19 protein-coding genes are annotated in these 17896 nt (G+C 70.1%); 6 read left to right on the top strand and 13 right to left on the bottom strand.

Features of this window, described 5'->3' with window-relative positions; translation table 11 throughout:
• The first annotated feature begins 119 nt into the window (after positions 1-119).
• The gene (locus OO71_RS33575; RefSeq protein WP_033294002.1) at positions 120-749 is read left to right on the top strand and encodes a hypothetical protein; all 630 of its coding nucleotides are present in this window, start codon (positions 120-122) and stop codon (positions 747-749) included.
• 9 nt (positions 750-758) lie between these two features.
• Here the strand turns inward: OO71_RS33575 and OO71_RS33570 are convergent, their stop codons facing one another.
• Positions 759-1499, bottom strand: a complete 741-nt coding sequence (locus tag OO71_RS33570) for an SDR family NAD(P)-dependent oxidoreductase (protein WP_033294001.1) — start codon at positions 1497-1499, stop codon at positions 759-761.
• A complete protein-coding gene (locus OO71_RS33565) occupies positions 1483-2736 on the bottom strand; it encodes an alpha/beta hydrolase (protein WP_033294000.1) in 1254 nt (417 codons plus the stop codon). Before OO71_RS33565 ends, OO71_RS33570 begins: the two co-directional genes overlap by 17 nt.
• A gap of 85 nt (positions 2737-2821) precedes the next feature.
• Between OO71_RS33565 and OO71_RS33560 the strand changes: the two genes are divergently transcribed.
• A complete protein-coding gene (locus tag OO71_RS33560; protein ID WP_033293999.1) occupies positions 2822-3268 on the top strand; it encodes a MarR family winged helix-turn-helix transcriptional regulator in 447 nt (148 codons plus the stop codon).
• Positions 3269-3272: 4 nt separating this feature from the next.
• Here the strand turns inward: OO71_RS33560 and OO71_RS33555 are convergent, their stop codons facing one another.
• The 7 genes from OO71_RS33555 to OO71_RS51055 all read right to left on the bottom strand — a co-directional run bounded on the left by OO71_RS33555 (position 3273) and on the right by OO71_RS51055 (position 10662).
• Complete coding sequence (locus OO71_RS33555) at positions 3273-3920, bottom strand: DJ-1/PfpI family protein (RefSeq protein WP_033293998.1); 648 nt, start codon at positions 3918-3920, stop codon at positions 3273-3275.
• 30 nt (positions 3921-3950) lie between these two features.
• Positions 3951-4241, bottom strand: a complete 291-nt coding sequence (locus OO71_RS33550) for a DUF202 domain-containing protein (RefSeq protein ID WP_033293997.1) — start codon at positions 4239-4241, stop codon at positions 3951-3953.
• A complete protein-coding gene (locus OO71_RS33545) occupies positions 4238-4597 on the bottom strand; it encodes a YidH family protein (protein WP_033293996.1) in 360 nt (119 codons plus the stop codon). The genes OO71_RS33550 and OO71_RS33545 overlap by 4 nt, the downstream gene beginning before the upstream one ends.
• Positions 4598-4738: 141 nt before the next feature.
• Positions 4739-6100: a phenylacetate--CoA ligase family protein gene (locus OO71_RS33540; protein WP_033293995.1), complete on the bottom strand. Its 1362-nt coding sequence runs from the start codon at positions 6098-6100 to the stop codon at positions 4739-4741.
• Positions 6101-6152: 52 nt separating this feature from the next.
• Positions 6153-7265, bottom strand: a complete 1113-nt coding sequence (locus OO71_RS33535; RefSeq protein ID WP_033293994.1) for an NDMA-dependent alcohol dehydrogenase — start codon at positions 7263-7265, stop codon at positions 6153-6155.
• An 82-nt stretch (positions 7266-7347) separates the two neighbouring features.
• The gene (locus OO71_RS33530) at positions 7348-8895 is read right to left on the bottom strand and encodes an aldehyde dehydrogenase family protein (RefSeq protein ID WP_033293993.1); all 1548 of its coding nucleotides are present in this window, start codon (positions 8893-8895) and stop codon (positions 7348-7350) included.
• A gap of 120 nt (positions 8896-9015) precedes the next feature.
• Complete coding sequence (locus OO71_RS51055; RefSeq protein ID WP_033293992.1) at positions 9016-10662, bottom strand: sigma-54-dependent Fis family transcriptional regulator; 1647 nt, start codon at positions 10660-10662, stop codon at positions 9016-9018.
• Between the two features lie 126 nt (positions 10663-10788).
• Between OO71_RS51055 and OO71_RS51050 the strand changes: the two genes are divergently transcribed.
• Together OO71_RS51050 and OO71_RS33515 are read left to right on the top strand one after the other, a co-directional pair.
• Positions 10789-11526 carry an SDR family oxidoreductase gene (locus OO71_RS51050; protein ID WP_063740149.1) on the top strand — a complete coding sequence of 246 codons (738 nt, stop codon included), beginning with the start codon at positions 10789-10791 and terminating at the stop codon, positions 11524-11526.
• An 18-nt stretch (positions 11527-11544) separates the two neighbouring features.
• Complete coding sequence (locus OO71_RS33515) at positions 11545-12858, top strand: MFS transporter (RefSeq protein WP_033293991.1); 1314 nt, start codon at positions 11545-11547, stop codon at positions 12856-12858.
• Here OO71_RS33515 and OO71_RS33510 read toward each other — a convergent pair.
• Entirely contained in the window at positions 12840-13628 is a 789-nt protein-coding gene (locus OO71_RS33510) for a phosphate ABC transporter ATP-binding protein (protein ID WP_211260731.1), read from the bottom strand. The two genes, OO71_RS33515 and OO71_RS33510, sit on opposite strands and share 19 nt — an antisense overlap.
• A gap of 16 nt (positions 13629-13644) precedes the next feature.
• Complete coding sequence (locus tag OO71_RS33505; RefSeq protein ID WP_245633869.1) at positions 13645-14682, bottom strand: sortase; 1038 nt, start codon at positions 14680-14682, stop codon at positions 13645-13647.
• A gap of 507 nt (positions 14683-15189) precedes the next feature.
• On the opposite strand from OO71_RS33505, the gene OO71_RS51045 reads away from it, so the two are divergent.
• Both OO71_RS51045 and OO71_RS51040 read left to right on the top strand, forming a co-directional pair.
• On the top strand, positions 15190-15660 hold the full coding sequence (locus tag OO71_RS51045) for a hypothetical protein (RefSeq protein WP_162186147.1): 471 nt from the start codon (positions 15190-15192) through the stop codon (positions 15658-15660).
• A gap of 15 nt (positions 15661-15675) precedes the next feature.
• Positions 15676-16110: a hypothetical protein gene (locus OO71_RS51040; RefSeq protein WP_162186146.1), complete on the top strand. Its 435-nt coding sequence runs from the start codon at positions 15676-15678 to the stop codon at positions 16108-16110.
• Between the two features lie 27 nt (positions 16111-16137).
• Here OO71_RS51040 and OO71_RS33490 read toward each other — a convergent pair whose 3' ends face one another.
• A complete protein-coding gene (locus OO71_RS33490) occupies positions 16138-16860 on the bottom strand; it encodes a hypothetical protein (RefSeq protein ID WP_033293989.1) in 723 nt (240 codons plus the stop codon).
• Entirely contained in the window at positions 16844-17857 is a 1014-nt protein-coding gene (locus OO71_RS33485) for a hypothetical protein (RefSeq protein WP_033293988.1), read from the bottom strand. Before OO71_RS33485 ends, OO71_RS33490 begins: the two co-directional genes overlap by 17 nt.
• Positions 17858-17896 lie beyond the last annotated feature (39 nt).

Below are 17896 nucleotides of genomic sequence, written 5' to 3'. Positions count from 1 at the left end.
CCCGATCCGACAGCCGATCTTGGTCCGCCCGGGCAGTTTTCGCTGCGGGTAAGGGAAACGACGCGACGGGATGGCTACCGTGGGCGCAATCCCCCCTCCGTTGATACCGAGGTCACTGAATGCCGACTCCCGCATTTCCCCCGAATACCCTTGACGACGCAGGAGATCCGATCTGGATCAGCGGGCTGGCCGGCGCCGAGCCGAACCACGCGGTGCACGTCGTCAAGGGCATCGAACCGGCCGAAGCGCTGAAGAGGCTGGGCGCCGCGCCGGGGTCGTTCCGGGCTTGTGTGCTGCCGGACCGCAAGCCGGACGAATGGACCTCCCTGCCCGGTGCTGCCCTCGGCATCGAACCGGGGACGTCTGCCGCCTTGCTGGCCGGGCGCATCGGTGCCTGGACGTTCGTCTACGACGACGCCATGGTCACCTCAAGCGACGACACCGGCCCGCTGTCCGCCGGCGGCCGATCAGCGGCGACGAGCACGTTCTCCATCAACGCGGACGCCAGCGTCACCTACGCGGTCGACGGGAAACGACTCGTCGAGATCAATGTCGACGACCTGGATCTCGAAGCCGATCTCCCCGGCCTGCCCGCCGAACTGCGCGCCGCCTTCGACGCGGCCGGTGTTTTCGGGGCCGAGGAGGCCGACTACGCCATCGGCATGCGGGTGGTGTGCGCCTTGGCCGGGTTCACCTTCACCATGGCCGACCTGCGGCGAATCCCGCTCCTGGCGACGGAATTCGGCTGACCACGGCAACTACTGAGCGGTCCACCCGCCGTCCACCACCAGACTGTGGCCGGTGACATAAGCGGCCGCATCGGAAGCCAGGTACAGCACGGCTGACGAGACGTCCCCGGCGTCCCCGATCCGGCCGAGTGGGGTGCCGTCGGTCACGAACTGCTCGCCTGCCGGGTCGGCGAGTGGTCCGGCTTCGCTCAGCGGGGTGCGGACGGTGCCTGGCGCAACGGCATTGACGCGGACCCCGTGCGGGGCCTCCTCGACGGCAAGACAGCGCGTCAAGCTTTCCACCGCACCTTTGACCGTGCCGTACGCCGTCGCTTGCGGGCACGCGACCAAGCCGGCGATCGAGCTGAGGAACACGACGCTTCCGCCGCCGCGTAGATGTGGGAGCGCGGCCTGCGTGAGCACATACGGCGCGCGCAGGTTGGTCAGCCACATGCGGTCGAGTGCGTCGAGACTCCGGTCGAATGGCTGGGCTTCGCCGAGACCTGCCGCGTGGACCAGGATGTCCACAGTTCCGTGGGCCGCAACGCATTCGTCGACGATCCATTCCGGTGCGCCCACCTCGCGCAGGTCGGCCGTCAGCGCGACTGCCGCGTCGCCGAGCTCGCCGGTGACCTCGGCGAGCCGGTCCCGGTTGCGGCCCACCGCGGCGATCCGCGCACCGGACGCGGCCAGCTGCCGGGTGATGGCAGCGCCGAGGCCGGAGCTTGCCCCGGTCACCAGCGCGACCCGTCCGTCAACGCGCAATTCCATCGTTTTCCCTTTCCTGCTCGTCATTCGCCGTGCCCCGCCACCAATCCGGTTCCGCGGTACCGGTGGTGACTTCACCGTCACGGCGGACGTAGTAGCGCGCGTCGCGGCCGGGCTCCGCCAGTTCGCCGGACAGTGCGCGTTCGAGCCAGTCCGCGCCGAACCGCAGCATTTCCGCGGCCACGCCGCCCAGGGGGTGGAACTCGTTCTCGTACACCCGGATCTCCTTCGGCGCGGTGATCCGCCCGAACGACGCGATGACCTCCTCCAGGCTGCTGAGCTCGTCGAACTCCCCGACGCCGACGAGCACCGGGCAGGTGATGTCGCGGACCAGGTCGCCCAGCGGCAACCGGGGCACCAGGTCCCGGTCGAACGCCGCCTCGTCGGCGTAGCCGGACATCTGCAGGAAGTTCCGTTTGAAACTGGGCTGGGCCCGTTCGAAAATCGTGGTGAACTCACCGGTGACGCCCTGGAAACTGGCGAGCGCGGCCAGCCGGTGGTCGGCCGCGGCGAGCCGGTGCCCCCAGTACCCGCCCATGCTGATGCCGAACATGCCGATCCGGTCCGCGGCCACCTCCGGCAGACCGGCCAGGTAGTCGAGGCACCGCGCGAGCGCCCGTTCGGGATTGGTCACCCCGACCACGACGCCGCCTTCCCGCGTCTCGCCCTGGCCCGGGCCGTCGATCGACAACGCGACCATCCCGCGCGAGGTGTAGTACCGCTCGGCCGGGACCAGGAAATGCTCCTTGACCATGTCCATGCCCGGCCCGAGCAGCACTGCGGGAGCCCCGCGCACCTCCCCTTCCGGCAGATGCAGCAACCCGTGGAGGTGCCCGCCCTCGAAATCCAGCACGACCCGCCGGACCCGTCCGCCGCTCAGCTCGCCGTACTGGTCGACGCACCGGTTGAGCCGCGCACGGAACACCGCTTTGCGCGGACCCGCCGCCGACAGCGCGCCACACCACAGCACGGCAGCCCGCTGGTAGAAGTCGGCCGCCGTCGCCAGGAAGCCCTCCCGGCGGTAGTGCGCGGCCCGCGTTTCGGTCTGCCCGGCGACCGCCGCCCACGCCTTCGGCATCATCGCCCCGGCCTTGACCTGGCTGAACACCTTGTCGAAGTCCGTGTGGCCGACGCCGAGCAGTTCGAGGCCGCCGCGTGCTTCGGGGTGCAGCGCGTCGAACCCGCCCTGGGCGATCGCCGCGTCCAGCACCCAGCTCTGGCCGATGGCCCGTGCACTCATGATCCCTCCAATACTTAAGACCTTAACTACTAAGCTCTTATTAGTTAAGCCCTGTGCTAAGGTCCCGTCAAGAGAGGGAGGGCGGATGCCGGACAGCGCCGAAGCCGAGGCACGGGACCGCCTGGCGCGGGCGGCGTACACCCTGAGCGCCGCCGACGCCCGGCTGCGCGGCCGGGTGAGCCGGGATCAGAACGCGCTGTCTTTTCCGCATGCGCGCGCCTTGCGCACCCTCACCGAGCAGGGCCCGCTGTCGATCAGCCGTCTCGCCGGGTACACCGAAACCACCGGCGCGGCCGTGACCCAGCTGGTGAACGGCCTGGTCAAAGCGGGATACGTGACGCGAGAACGCGTAGCGGACGACCGCCGGACAGTACTCGTGCGAATCACCGAATCCGGACGGCGACGGCACGAAGACCGCGAGCGCAGATTGGCAACGGCCTTCGCCGAGACGCTGAACGATTTCCAGCCCGACCAGATCGCCGCGGCGATCGAGGTGATGACCGCAATGACGGCCTTTTACGACAAGCTGTGAGCGGCTATGTCGCCCGGGGCTTGAGGATCTCGTCACGGCGACGGACCAGATCCGCGACCACCTCAACCGGAGCAGTCTCCGGCGAACCCGCGTCGTACGGCGGCTCCGGCGCATACTCGATCGACAACTGACGTGACTGCGCCGCTCGATCCCCCGCGATCCGGCCCACCAAGGTCAGCGCCATGTCGATCCCGGACGACACCCCTGCCGCCGTGACGTAATGACCGTCGAACACCACTCGCTCCGTTGCCGGGGTCACGCCGAACTGCGGGAGCTGGTCCTTGGCCAGCCAATGCGTCGTCGCGCGGCGGCCCTGCAGCAGACCGGCTGCCGCGAGGATCAGTGAACCGGTGCATACCGACGTGGTCCACGTGGCCGTCCGGTCGACGGACCGCAGCCACTGATGCAGGGGACCGTCCGCCATCTGGTCCGCTTGACCCGGGCCGCCCGGTACGACGACGACATCCGGCCGCGTCACCTCGGCGAAACCGGCGCCTGCCTGCAACACCAGACTGTCCTTCTCGCTGACCACCGGGCCCGGTTTCTCCGCCACCAGCACGGTTTCCACCCCGGGGACGAAAGCCAGCACCTCGAACGGGCCCATCATGTCCAGCACGGTCAGACCCGGGAAAAGGACAAAAGCGACCTGCACCGGTGAACCCCCTTCTGCGATAACGGAAACTCACCCTCCGAAAAGCAGCCGCAGGGTGACCAGTACCCCCGTCGCGCACACCGTTCCCGTCATCGTGATCATCGCCATGACGGGAACTCCGCGCGCACCGCGGTTGCGGCTCGCCAGCCAGGACACCAGCATTGCCGCGACGGCGCACAGCCCGGCGGCCGAGTCGAGGATCGAGCCGTGGGTCAGGCCGTTGCGCAGCAGCAGAACCGCGACAACGGCCGCGGACAGGCCCGTTCGCTGCCAGGCCAGTGACGTCCGCTCGGGCTGCAGTCCTGGGTCGCGGGCGGTCACCGCGGGTCGTTGAGCACGACGAACACGACCACGGCTCCGACCACTGCCGCGACTGCCCCGATCGCCGCGGGCAGCCAGTCCATCGGCAACGGGCCTTCCCGCCGCATCGCGCGCTGTACCTGGGCCCATCGCCGGTAGGCGAAACCGGCCAGCAGGGTCCCGGCAACCGCCAGCAGCACCGCGAGCGCGGTGCGCAGCCCGGCCACCGAGAACGACGGGACCAGCTGGGTCAGCGCGACCGCTCCGGCGACCAGCGCGAGCGCGGTGCGTACCCAGGCGAGGAAGGTGCGTTCGTTGGCCAGCGTGAAGCGGTAGTCCGGCTCCTTGCCCTCTTCGTACCACCGAGGATGACGCACGGTCAGGACCCCACGAGAACTGCACGCCCGACCATGAACAACCGCCGCCTTCCTCGCCGTGCCGATGCCCGGAGGATAGGTGACGAACCCGCGGCGACCGGGACCTGCTGCGCCGATGTCGCAAACATCACCCGCGCGGGCTCAAGCTCCCACCCGCTCGACGAGCGCGACTTTCACGTGGTCCGGACGCTTCAACGTGCCCTCCGGAACCAGCTGGACGCGGCTTTTCACATTCAGCGCCGAGCGGACCCGGTCCTCGATCGCGTGCCGCAGCTCGTCGTGCCGGTGGGCCTCCAGGTCGGCGGCGTGCTCGACGACCAGGGGCAGCGGCTGCTGCGTCGAATGCCCGGCGAAGGCGACCCGGATGCGCATCTCCCCCGTCGTCGCCGGGGCCAGGCTGAGCACCAGGTCCTTGATGGCGGACGGGAAGACGTTGATGCCGCGGACGATCAGCATGTCGTCCGTGCGCCCGACGCACCGCACCCGGTACCCGGTCCGCCCGCAGGCGCAGTCGGTGCCGGTGACGACCACGTGGTCACGCGTCCGGAACCGCAGCAGCGGCGACGCCTGGCGGCGCAATGCGGTGTACACGAGCTCCCCCTCCGCGCCCGCGACCGGGTCGACCCGGTCCCCGGTCGAGGGATCGATCAGCTCGGCGACCATCAGGTCCGGGGACAGGAAGTGCATTCCGTCCTGTGCTTCGCATTCGCCCCAATACGTACAGGCGATGTCGGTGCCACCCAGCATTTCGCGCACGGTGGCGTCCCAAAGGTGTTCCAGGTTCTCCCGCACGCTCGGCAGCCCCGCGCCGGGCTCCCCGCCGACACTGATCGCGCGTACCCCCAGCTCCCTGGCGAGCCGTCCGACGATCGACGGCGCCTGCTCGGCCAGGTGCGCCAGGAAATGCGGGGTGCCGATCACGAGTTCGGGCCGCTGGTCGGCCTGCACGCGCAGCAGCCGCTCGGCCCCGGCCTCCGCGCCGACGGGGATGTCGACGATCCCCATGTACTGCAGGATCTGCACGATCGGCAGCCCGCCGACGAACCCCTTGCTCATGCCGAACGCGTGCAGCGCGCGGTCTCCCGGGCGGAAACCGTTGGCGTACAGCGCGCGGGCGCCGAGTTCGCACCAAGTCCCGACGTCCGACGCGGTCAGCCCGACGTAGGACGGGCTGCCGGTGGTCCCGGACGACGCCTGCACCTGCACGATCGACCCGCGGCCGGCGGCGGCGTGCAGACCCAGTGGCGGCGCGGCGGCCAGGCTGTCGCGCAGCTCGTGTTTCTCGGTGAACGGAAGCCCGGCGAGGTCGTCGACGCCCCGGACGGCCGCGGGGTCGACCCCGTGCTCGGCGAATTTGGCTTGATAGAACGCACTGTGCGCGGCCAGGTACGCGAGCTGCTCGCGCAGGCGTTCGTCCTGGATCCGGCGGGTGTCGGCGGCGGGCAGCGTCTCGATCTCGCTCCAGTGCGAGGCGGAGAACGGCGCGGCTGGCTGGACGTACATCGGTGCCTTTCGAAGGAGAGCCCGGGCGAGCGGAAGCCCGCCCGGGCGCGGGTCAGGAATCGTGGATGATCACGCCGCGGATGTTCTTGCCCGCGCGCAGATCGTCGTACCCCTGGTTGACGTCCTCCAGCCGGTACCGCTGGGTGACGAGCTCGTCGAGCTTCAGCTTGCCCTCGTCGTAGAGCCGCAGCAGGCGCACGATGTCGTACTGCGGATTGGACGAGCCGAACAGGCAGCCCTTGATGGTCTTCTCCATCAGGGTGAGCTCCATGCCGGAGATGTGCACGGTGAGCTTGGCCGGGTCGGCCAGGCTGGCGAGACTGACCGTGCCGCCCTTGCCGATGATGTGGAACGCGTCGCTCACGATCTTCTCGTCCGGTGTCCCGACGAAGATCAGCGCCCCGTCGGCCATCTGGCCCCAAGTCATCTCCTTGACCGCCTCGTGCGCTTCCTCGGCGGTCGCAAACGCATGCGTGGCACCGAACTTGAGCGCGGTGTCGCGCTTGAACGGAATCGGGTCGATCGCGACGACGTGCCGTGCACCGGCCATCACCGCGCCCTGCACTGCGTTGATCCCGAGCCCGCCGACTCCGAAGATCACCGCGGTGTCCCCGGCCCGGAGCCCGTTGTTGTACACCGGCCCGCCCCAGCCCGCGGGCACGCCGCAGCCGACGAGCACGGCGGTTTCGAGCGGCAGCCAGTCGTCGACCTTGACCACCGAGTGCTGCGAAACCGTGGTGCGCTCGGCGAAACTGCCGAGCAGGCACAGGCTGCCGAAGTCGACGCCGTCCCGGTGGAACTTGAAGGAGCCGTCCGGGAACCGGCCTTCGAGGATGGTCGCGCCCATGTCGCACAGGTTCGACCGGCCCGACGCGCAGTACCGGCAGGTACCGCAGTTGGGGATGTAGCTGCACACCACGTGGTCGCCCGGCTTGACCTTGGTGACCCCCGGCCCGACCTCCTCGACGATCGCCGCACCCTCGTGCCCGCCGACGATCGGGTACCGCGGGGGCATGTCGCCGTCGGTGAGGTGCAGATCGGAGTGGCACAACCCGGCGGCCACGTTCTTCAGCAGCACCTCGCCCGCGCCGGGGCCGTCGAGGTCGAGCTCCATGATCTCGAAGGGACGGTGCACGCCCAGGCTCACGGCGGCCTTGGTCTTCATGAGTGCTCCTCTCGCGTCATTGCGATGTCCATCCGATGGTGCCGACGTCGCGCACCATCGGGCTGTTCAGGCTTTGCACACGTCAGGACCCGATGGCGATCGCTTTGGTCTCCAGGAATTCCTCGAATCCCAGCACGCCGCATTCGTGGCCGAGGCCGCTTTGCTTGTAGCCGCCGACCGGAAGGTCACGGGCGTAGAAGAACCCGCCGTTCACCGACATCATCCCGGAACGCACCCGCCGCGCCACCGACAGCGCGCGGTCCGGATTTCCGCTGAAGACCGACCCGGCGAGCCCGTACGCGGTGTTGTTGGCCAGCGCGACGGCGTCGTCCTCGTCGCGATAGGACATCAGGCACAGCACCGGTCCGAAGATCTCCTGCTGGGCGATCGTGGCATCGCGGGCGACGTCCCCGAAAAGCGTTGGCTCCACGAAGAAACCGGTCTGCTGGTCTGCCGGAACACCGCCACCCGCGAGCAGCGTGGCACCTTCCTCGCGACCCTTGGCGATGAACGACAGTACGCGTTCCCGTTGCGCAGCACTGATTTGCGGCCCCTGGACCACCGCTGGCTCACGGGGATCGCCGTACGGGATCGCGTGGTACGCCGCGGTGGCCAGCTCGACCGCCTCGTCGTAGCGGCTTTCCGGGACGAGCAGGCGGGTCGGCAGCACGCAACCCTGTCCCGCCGACCAGCACACCATGCCCGCGGCGACCGGGACCAGGTCGGCGATCGGGGCGTCGTCCAGCAGGATGTTCGCGGATTTCCCGCCGAGCTCCAGCGCGACCCGGCCGATGCGCTCGGCGCTGTTGGCGATGATCCGCCTGCCGACGGCGGTGGACCCGGTGAAGTGGACGAGGTCCACGCGCGGGTCGGTGGTGAGCAGCTCGGCGACCTGGTTGTCCGACGTCGGCACGATGTTGAGCACCCCGGCCGGGATATCGGTTTCCTCGGCCACGACCCGGGCGAGCAGGGTCGCATGCCACGGGGTTTGCGGCGCCGGCTTGAGAATGGCGGTGTTGCCCGCGGCGAGGGCCGGGGCGATCTTGGTCATCGCGGTGTAGAGCGGGAAGTTCCACGGCGTGATGGCGGCGACGACACCGACGGGTTCGCGGGCCAGCATGCGCCGGGTCCCGGCCGCCCAGGGCTGGTCGGGCAGGACGGTGTCGTACGCGTAGGTCTCGGCCAGCTCGGCGAACCAGGGCAGGAGGTCGAGGGCGAAGTCGCTGTGGAAGGCGAACGTCGTGCGCAACGCCGCGCCGACCTCCCAGACCGCGGTGGCGCGGAGCTCGTCGGCGGCCCGGGCGAGTCCCGCGTGCAGCTGTTCGAGGCACCGGCGGCGGAACGCATGGTCGGTGGACCACGAGGTCTCATCGAATGCGCGGCGCGCGGCGGCGATCGCTTCCTCGACGTCGTCGGGTCCGGCGTCCGCGGTCGTGCCCATCACACGCTCGGTGGTCGGGTCGACGTTCTCGAAGCGCGCACCGGACCTGGCCTCGCGGCGTTTGCCGTCGACAAGCAGCAGCGGACTGCCCGACGGCGTTCGGCGAACCAGGTCCAGCAGGTCCGGCTGCGGATCGCGCGAGCCCCACATCGCGCCGAGAGTGGTCTGAAGCTCGGAAGCAGCGGTCACGGTGTGTCCTCTCGTCCGTGGTGGACGCGGGGACAGCCGATCCGCCCCGGCGCCGATCACGGAGAGAAGTCTGGCGAGGCGGCGGCCCTGGGGGCTGTTCAATCCTTGGACAGCGGGGGGTCAGGTCGCGATCCGCAGGGAGCGCAAGCGGTTGTAGAGGGTTCCCCGGCTGATCCCCAGATCCCTCGCCGCCGCCACCTTGTTGCCGTGGTTACGTTTCAACGCCGCCACAATGGCATCGTGTTCCGAGCGGTCCCACGGGCTCAACCCCGCCAGCTCCGGCCCCGTGCGGTACTCGGCAGGCAGGTCCGCGAGCAGGATGTCACCCGCGCTCCGACGTCCCGCAACCGTGCGTACCACGTGGTGCAGCTCGCGCAGGTTGCCCGGCCAGTCGAGTTCCGCGAGGCGCGCCAGGGCGGGCGGGGTGAATCGCGCCGAGCCGCCCGTTGCCTCGGTGAGCATTTGCCGGGCCAGTGCCGGGATTTCCGGGCGCCGTTCGCGGAGTGGGGACAGCTCGATCCGGCCAAGGCAGCGGAAAGCCAGGTACCGGTGTTCCGGGCCGAGCACGTCCATCGGCGGTCCGGTGAGCGCGATCCAGGCGCCGTTCGCGATGCGCTCGCCGATGGCGCGCAGGAGGTGGTCGTCGAGGAGGTCGAAGTCTTCGATGACGGCCAGGCCCTCGCCCGTCGCCGCGCGGCGGACGTCGTCCAGCCAACCGGCGCGGCCGCGGAGGTGGACGTCCGCGCCGCTGAGCGTCACCGCGGGGGCCGGACCGGCCAGGCGGTGGGCAGTGTGGCTGCGTCCGGTGCCGGGATCGCCCGCAACCACCGTGGCCAGCCGGTGGTCCCGGCAGCGTTCCAGCTCGCGCGCAACCGGGTCGACGGGGTGGGACGGTGCTTCGGAGCTGCGGCGGCGGAGGTAGACGGGACGGAACGAAATCAGCACGTGCCCGTCGGTGGCGTCGAACGTCAGCTGCAGGTCGAGGCCTCTGGCGGTACCGAACCGGACCTCGCGCCGGAGACCGCTGCGCCGCACCGGGTCCGCGAGTTCCTGCAGGCGGGAATGATCGTCGGCGTCCAGGTGGTCCAGCGCCGTCCGGTTGGCCACCACGACCTCGCCGTCCGTCCCCAGCGCGAGCAGCGCGCGGTCCCCACGCCGGCTCGCCGCCGCGTCGAAGGCGTGCAGCAGGCGACGGCCGGCGTCGCGGGAATCGGCGAGCAGGGCCCGTTCGATGTCGACGACGGCTTGCCGGAGGAACGGCCCGAACAGCGGGTTCTCCTCCCCCGCACGGCCGGCCAGGTCCAGGACGCCCTCGAGCCGCCGGGTCACCGGGTTGATGATCGGGCAGCCATAACAGCTGTAGACCCGCAGCGACTGCGCGAAATGCTCGTTGCCGTGCACCGCGACCCCGCGCCGCAGCTCGAACGGGGCGGCAATGGCGTTCGTACCCGTGGAGTCCTCGGTGAACTGCCTGCCGAGGACGACGCCGGTGTGGTCGAGGACGTCCTCCGTGCGGTGGGTGATCCGTCCCCGGTGGACGATGCGGGCGGCGTTGTCGGCCAGGACGGTGAAGTACGAAGTTTCCGCGAGCGCGTCCGCGACGCGGTCCAGCACCGGAAGGGCCGCTTGCAGGAGCCTGCTCTGCCGGTCGATCTCGACGGCGTCGAGGCGTTCGAGCGACAGGTCGGGGCGTACTCCGGAGAGCCAGGAGCGTTCCCACGACGACCTGATGTCGTCATCCGCGGTGTCGGGCAGCTCCACGGTCATCTCGGCCACCTCCGGCGCTCGGGAGGTCCGATGGTAACCCGGATCAGCCCGGCGAAAGCGGTGGTCACAGGCGGTGTACAAAGTTTGAACACCGGCTCGCGGCGTCAAGTCCGTTCACTGCCTCCTGTGAATGCAGAACCCACTTCCCCCCTCGAGGGCGCGACGATCGTGGTGCTGGGCGGGACTTCCGGCCTCGGGCTGGCGACCGCCGAGCTGGCGGTGGCCAGGGGCGCCGGACGCGTCGTGATCGGCGGACGCGACCGGGACCGGCTCGCCGCGGCGCTGGCCCTGCTCGGCCCCACCGCCGAGGGACGGCAGGTCGACGGGTCCGGCGAGGCGGCGATCAAGGACTTCCTCACCGGCATCGGACCCTTCGACCACCTGCTCGTCACCCCGTCCAAACTGGTCCCGACGGCGGTCGTCGACGCGGACGCCGACGCCGTCCGGCCCGCCATGGACCTGCGCTTCTGGGCCGCTTTCCACGCGAGCCGCCACGCCGCGCCGCTGCTGCGCCCGGACGGCTCGATCACGCTGATGTCCGGCATCGCGGGTACCCGCCCGATGGCCCGCGAGGCAGTGGCGGGCGCGTCGTGCGCGGCGGTCGAGGCGCTGATGCGTTCGCTGGTCAGCGAACTGGCCCCGATCCGGTGCAACGTCCTGTCCCCCGGCTACGTCGACACCCCGCTGCTCGACGGTTTCTTCGGCGCCGCAAGGGATACGAAGGTCGCTGCGATCGCCGGGCAGCTTCCCGGACGGCGGATCGGGTCGCCCGCCGAAGTCGCCGACGCCGCGCTTTTCCTCATGGGCAACCACTACATGAACGGCCACGTCCTCACCATCGACGGCGGGCACACGCTCGTCTGACCCGAAAGGCCATGCACGATGTCAAAGCTGCCATCTGCACCCCCGATTACGCCGGTTCCGACGAAGCGACGTACGGCTGCCGTCGCATTCGCGTCCTGGGCTGGCGCGAGTATCGAATGGTACGACTTCTTCATCTACGGCACGGCTGCTGCCACCGTCTTCCCGCACCTGTTCTTCCCCACACAGGACCCGCTGACCGGCACGCTGCTGTCCTTCGCGACCTTCGGTGTCGCGTTCGTCGCCCGCCCGTTCGGCGGCGCGCTTTTCGGTCACATCGGCGACACCATCGGCCGTAAGAAGACCCTCGTCGCCGCGCTGCTCGCGATGGGCGTGACCACGACGGTCATCGGACTCCTGCCGACGTACTCGGCCATCGGCGTCGCCGCACCGGTCCTGCTGGTGATTCTCCGCTTCCTGCAAGGGATCACGGTGGGTGGACAGCAGGGTGGCGTGATCCTGTTGTCCACCGAGAACGCCCCCGCCGAACGACGTGGTTTCTACGGCAGTTTCGCGTCCGCCGGTGCCCCCGGCGGGGTCCTGCTCGCCAACGGCGCATTCCTGCTGATGACCGGTACGACGTCCCCGCAGGCGTTCCTCGACTGGGGCTGGCGAGTACCGTTCCTGGCCAGCATTCTGCTGATCGCACTGTCGGTGTACATCCAGCTCCGGCTCGAGGAGACCAGCGACTTCCGCTCGGCCGCCACCGGCCCGCGCCGCCGCTCCCCCATCGTCGACGCGATCCGGCAGTACCCCCGCCAGATCCTGCTCGCCGCCGGGGCCTACCTCGCCATCAACCTGACCTACTACCTGTTCGTCACCTTCGTCGTTTCCTACGCGACCAACCGGTCCCATCTCGGCCTGCCGCAAGGCACGGTGCTCAGTGCCCTGCTCATTGCCTCGGCGATCGAACTCGTAGCTCTTCCGTTCGCCGGGTTGCTGTCCGACCGGCTCGGCAGGCGAACCGTCTTCGCCGGAGGCGCGGTGCTGCTCGGGCTGTGGTCGTTCGCCTTCTGGCCGCTGGTCGATACCGGTTCGCCTGCGCTGCTAACGCTCGCTCTAGTGGTCGGCCTTTCGCTGCTGCACAGCCTGCTCTACGGCCCACAGGGTGCGTTGTTCTCCGAAGCGTTCGCCACCGAGGTGCGGTATTCGGCACTGTCCTTGGGAATCCAGGTGGGTTCCGTGGTGGGCGGGGCCTTCGCGCCGTTGATCGCGACCGCGTTGTTGAGCGGTTTCGGGACTTCTACTGCCATTGCCGGGTACATGGTGGTTGGTTGTTTGATCAGTGCCGGTTGCGCTCTGTTGCTCAAGCCTGCTCAGCCGAAGCGGCCGTGAACGTAGTCCGCCGTGCGCGGGTCGGCCGGGTCGCCGAACATGTCCGGGGTCGGTCCCGCCTCGACGATCACGCCCGGCGCCCCTTCCTCGGCCAGGAAGAACGCGCACTGCGCCGAAACCCGCGCCGCCTGCTGCATGTTGTGCGTGACGATCACGATCGTGACCTCGCCACTCAGGTCTTCGATGGTTTCCTCGATGCGGCGGGTCGACGTGGGGTCGAGTGCCGAGCACGGCTCGTCCATCAGGAGGACCTTGGGGCGGACGGCCAGCGCGCGGGCAATGCACAGCCGTTGCTGCTGGCCGCCCGACAGCGCACCGCCGGGTTGCCGCAGCCGGTCGCGGACTTCCTTCCACAGCCCGGCTTTGACGAGACATTCGGCGACGAGGTCGTCCCGTTCGGCGGGTTTCGCCTTGGTACCGGTGAGTTTCAGCCCGGCGGTGACGTTGTCGTAGATCGACATCGCCGGGAACGGGTTCGGCTTCTGGAAGACCATGCCGATGCGGCGGCGGGCATCGGTGAGCTTCCAGGACGGGGCGTAGATGTCGTCACCGGCGAGCAGCACTTCCCCGGCGAGGGTGGCGCCGGGGACCAGCTCGTGCATCCGGTTGAGAATGCGCAGGAACGTCGATTTGCCGCACCCCGACGGGCCGATCAATGCGGTGACCGAGGACGCGGGCATGTGCAGCGACACGCGGTCGAGGACTTTGCGGTCCCCGAACCACGCGGACACCTCGCGGGCCTCGATGGCGGTGGCCTGGTCCAGCAGCATGGTCACGAGCGTCTCCTCACAACAGGTTCGGCAGCAGCGACGCCACCTGGTCGGTCACGGTCACCCCGAGCGCCCCGAGCAGCGGCACCCCGATCACCCAGGCATGCCACCGGCCCGCCCGCTGGTGCACGAACACGACGGCAGCCGCGGCGAGCGCCAGCACCAGCCCCCAGATCACCAGCGGCACCATCGCCGACGCGTCGCCTTCCATCGCCTGCTCCCGGCCGGGCAAGGCGAATCCCGGCAGCGCACCCGCCGCCGGTACCGCAGGGGTGAGCAGGCGAGCGTCGACGCGCAGGACGTCCCGCGGCAGGTACGCCGGTCCGTCGGCGGTGATCAGCGTGAGCCTGCCCTGCCCGCGTACGGGCGCGGCGGGTTGGGGGTCGTCGGCGTGGCGGAGGCTCAGCACCTCGAACTGGTGCTTGCCCTGCCCGGTGATCACGGTGATCAGGTCGCCACGGGCGAGCGTGCCGAGGTCGGCGAACGGGCCGCCGTACCCGGCCTGGCGGCCCATCACCACGCTGACCCCGGGCTGCCCGGGCAGGACGGTGTCCCGCCGATGCCCCGGCCCGGCTTTGAGCACGGTAGCCGACGAGCCTTCGCCGACCACTTCTCTTATGCCGATCCGCGGAATGACCAGCACGGCGACGGGAGCCCCGAGCGCAAGCGGCTTCCCGTCGCGGTCCATGCCGCCCGCGGGTGCGGTGGCGTTGGCGAGCTGGTCGCGGAAGGAGGCGTAGGCCCGGTCCTGGTCGCGGTTGTGCGCGAGCGCCCCGATCAGCCCGACCTGCGCGACGAGGCACAGCATCAGCGCTGCGGCGATGGACAGTGCTTGGCCCGCCAGGCGCATCGCGGTGTGCCGGGCGGGTGGCGGGGTGGTGCCGGTGGGTGGCGCGCCGGATGCCTGGGGTGGTTCGGCGCCCGGGTTCTCATCGGCCGGGTTCTCGTCGGCCGGGTTCTCGTCGGCCGGGTTCTTGTCGGCCAGGGGGACCGGTTCGAGGAGGGGGGTGGTTTCAGCGGCCAGATCTGCTGCGGCGACTTGGCCTGATTCCACGGCCTGGCCCGCTCCGGCGCCCGATTCGCCGACCACGCCCTCTTCAGCAACCGGGCTCGCTACCCCGGCCTGGCCTTCTCCGGCAACTCGGCCCGGTTCACGAGCAGAGCCCGCTCCGGCAACCGGGCCCGCTCCAGGCGGGCTCCCTTCAGCAACCGGGCCCGCTCCAGGCGGGCCCGCTCCGGCGAGCAGGCCCGCTCCATGAGTCGCGCCCGGTTCCGCGAACGTGTCCGTTTCTCCAGCTGCGGCCGGTTCCGTCGCCAGGACAGTTTCTGCCGTGGTGGGCGGGGAAACTCCGGGGGGCGGGGTCACTCGGAAGGCCACCGGGCCGCCCTGCGTCGGCGGGTCAGTGTCAGTGCCACGCCGCCTGCGCCGAGGAGGGCCAAGGCGGACAGGAGCAGGTGACCCGCGGCTACGCCGGTGTTCGCCAAGGTGCGGTTCGGGACGCTGGTTCCGACCGACTGTGCCGCACCCGAACCTGGGTCACCGGCGCCCTTCCCGGCCGAAATGGGTGCCGCCGAGGTGGTTTCGCTGGTCGGCGTGCGGGTGCTTGTCGGCGACTCCGTGCCGGTGCTCGTGCTCGTCGTGGTGCCAGTGCTGGTGGTTGTGGTGCCAGTTGTGGTGCCGGTCGTCGTGGTGCGAGTTGTCGTGCCTGTTGTGGAACTGCCTGTTGTGGAAGTGCCAGTCGTGGAAGTGCCGGTTGTGCTGGTGGTGGTGGTCGAGGTGGCGGGCTGGCTGGTGGTGGTGCTGGTGGCCGGGGTTGCCGTCGTGCTCGTGGTGCTGGTGGGCGAACTGGTGGTGGTAGTAGTCGAGGTAGGAGTCGTGGTGGTCGACGTCGGCGGAGTGGTCGTGGGCGAAGTCGACGTCGTGGTGGAAGGCGTGGTGGAAGGCGTGGTGGAAGTCGGTGGCTGGGAGGTGCTCACCGTCGTCGGGGTGGTGGACGTGGTCACCGGTGGTCCGGCCGGGTCGTTCGACTGATAATGCCCCGGATCGGTGAAGTACATGTTCGTCGTGAAGGTGCCCGTGGTCATCTGGGAGAACGAGTCCACACAGGACACCCGCACGACGTACGTCCCGGCGACGACCGTCGTGCTGTTGTCCAGGGCGATGTCGTTCATGCTCTTCGTGAACTGCACCGGGAACGCCTGCGTGGTCGAGAAGTTGACGTCCTGCAGGCCGAACGTCGCCACCAGGCCGTCGGAGAAGCCGCCGGGGCCGAAGACGTGGGCGATGTACGCGTCGGAGTCCGGGGTGCAGCCTTGGGAGGTCCGCACGATGGGCGCGGTGGTCCCGGTGCCAGCCGGCGGTTCGAGGGCCAGCGTGCCGAGGCTGCCCGGCGGGGGCAGCGCGGCCGAGGCCGACGACGTCGCCAGCGCGACCACGCCGCACGCCGCCGCGGCTGCCGAGCCCGCCGCCACCACCCATTGACGCTTGCGCATGACAGCTTTCCTTCCGTTACTCCTGGACACGGCGTCTCATCCACGCGATCAGCGCCACCACCGCGGCGATCAGGCCGACCGCCCCGGCGAACCCGAACACCACGGCCAGCACACCCGTCCCGGACGTGGCTTTTCCGCTTGCCACCGCGGTTTCCGGCGAAGCCGGCGCACCGGATTCCGGCGCCGGGGAGGTCGCGACCGGCAGCTGCGTCGTACCCGGCAGCTGCGTCGCGCCCGTCCCCGGCACCGGGCCGGCGCCCGCACCCGGCGGCGGGGTTTCGGGCGCGCGGGAGGGACCTTTCGCCGCCCCGAGGGCCGCATACCTGACCGGCGTGTCGAACTTCAGCGCCGCGGTGAACTCGCCCTTTTTCTGCTGGCTGAACGAATCGATGCAGTACACCGCGATGTCGTACTGTCCGGACAGCGTCGTCTTGTTGTCCGCGGCGAAGTCCCGCAAGGTCTGCGCGAGGTACACGTCGAACCCGGCGGTGTGCGACAGGCCGACGTCGGTGTTGGCCACCACGATCTGGCCGTCGGCGGGCATTCCCTTGCCGCGCATGGTCGCGAAGAACGCGTCGGCGTCGGCCGGGCAGCCGCCGCTGGTGTGCATCCGGATCGTCGCGGCGTCCTGCCCCTCGCCCGGCGTGATGACCAGCCCGCCCAGCGGTTCGGCTTCCGCAGGCGTGGCAAGCAGCCCGAGTGCAGCCGCCACCACCAGTGCCTCACCCCACCGTCGCATGTTCGGGCACCTCCTCGGCCGGCGGCGCGGCAGAGCGGCGGCGACGCCGGACATAGAGCACGGCGGCCAGTCCCAGCAGCAACGCCGCCAGCACGCCGAGCGCAGCCCACGGCACCGCGCTCAAGGTCACGGACTCGTCGACCGGCCCGACCTGGTCGGTGAATCCGGCCACGGGCACGGGATCGACGTGCACCGCCGCGTCCAGCCAGCCCGCCGGGAGCAGGCCGCGGACAGTCGTCGTCACCTTGAACAGGCCGCCGGGCAGGAGTTCCGGGATCGGCGGCAGCTGCTCGGCGTCCACAGTGGACCCCCAGGGCGTGCTGACGCTGACCCGCTGCTTCCCCGACAGTCGCGTGTTACCGGTGTTGCGCACGGTATAGCTGACCGTCGCGTCCCCGCGGCCGAACGGCGTCGCCGCGTACGACCCGGTGAGCCCGGTGATCGCCAGCCGGGGCTTGAGCTCTCCGGTGACGCGCAGATACACCCGCGCACCGACCCGCTGTTCCACCGAAACCTTCTGCCCGTTCGCGCCCGTCTGCTCGGTGGTCAGCGCGGCGACGATACCTGCCGCGTGGTCACCGGGGGCCGCGTTCGCGGGGATGGTCAAGGTGAACGGAACGATCGAAACCGACCGCGGGGCAAGGGAAACGCTCACTTTGTCCGGTTTGGTCCAGGCACCGGCGTCCACCGACGGCTTCCCGGCGGCGAGCAGGTCGAACCCGCCCTCCGGGGTGTTGAACGCGTCGCTGGCGTAGATCTTCACGGTCACCGGCGTGGTGCCGACGTTCGACACGGCGACGAAGTCCTTGACGATGGCGCCCGGCGTGGCGCTGTACCCGAGACTCGCGCGGTTGTCGGGTGCGGTGGCGGTCGCCGGGCGGATGCCGAAGGTCACCCGCTGGTCGCCCGCGGACGGCGGCGGGGCGGGGGTCTGAGCGGCGGCGGCCGTGGGCGCGAGCACGAACAGGATCGCGGCGGCCAGTGCGGCAAAGCGCATCGGGGTCCCTTCGGAAACGTCGGGAAAGACCGGGTTCCC

Source organism: Amycolatopsis jejuensis (assembly GCF_000717335.1).
GTDB lineage: Bacteria > Actinomycetota > Actinomycetes > Mycobacteriales > Pseudonocardiaceae > Amycolatopsis > Amycolatopsis jejuensis.
This window is presented reverse-complemented; position numbering and strand designations above follow the sequence as displayed.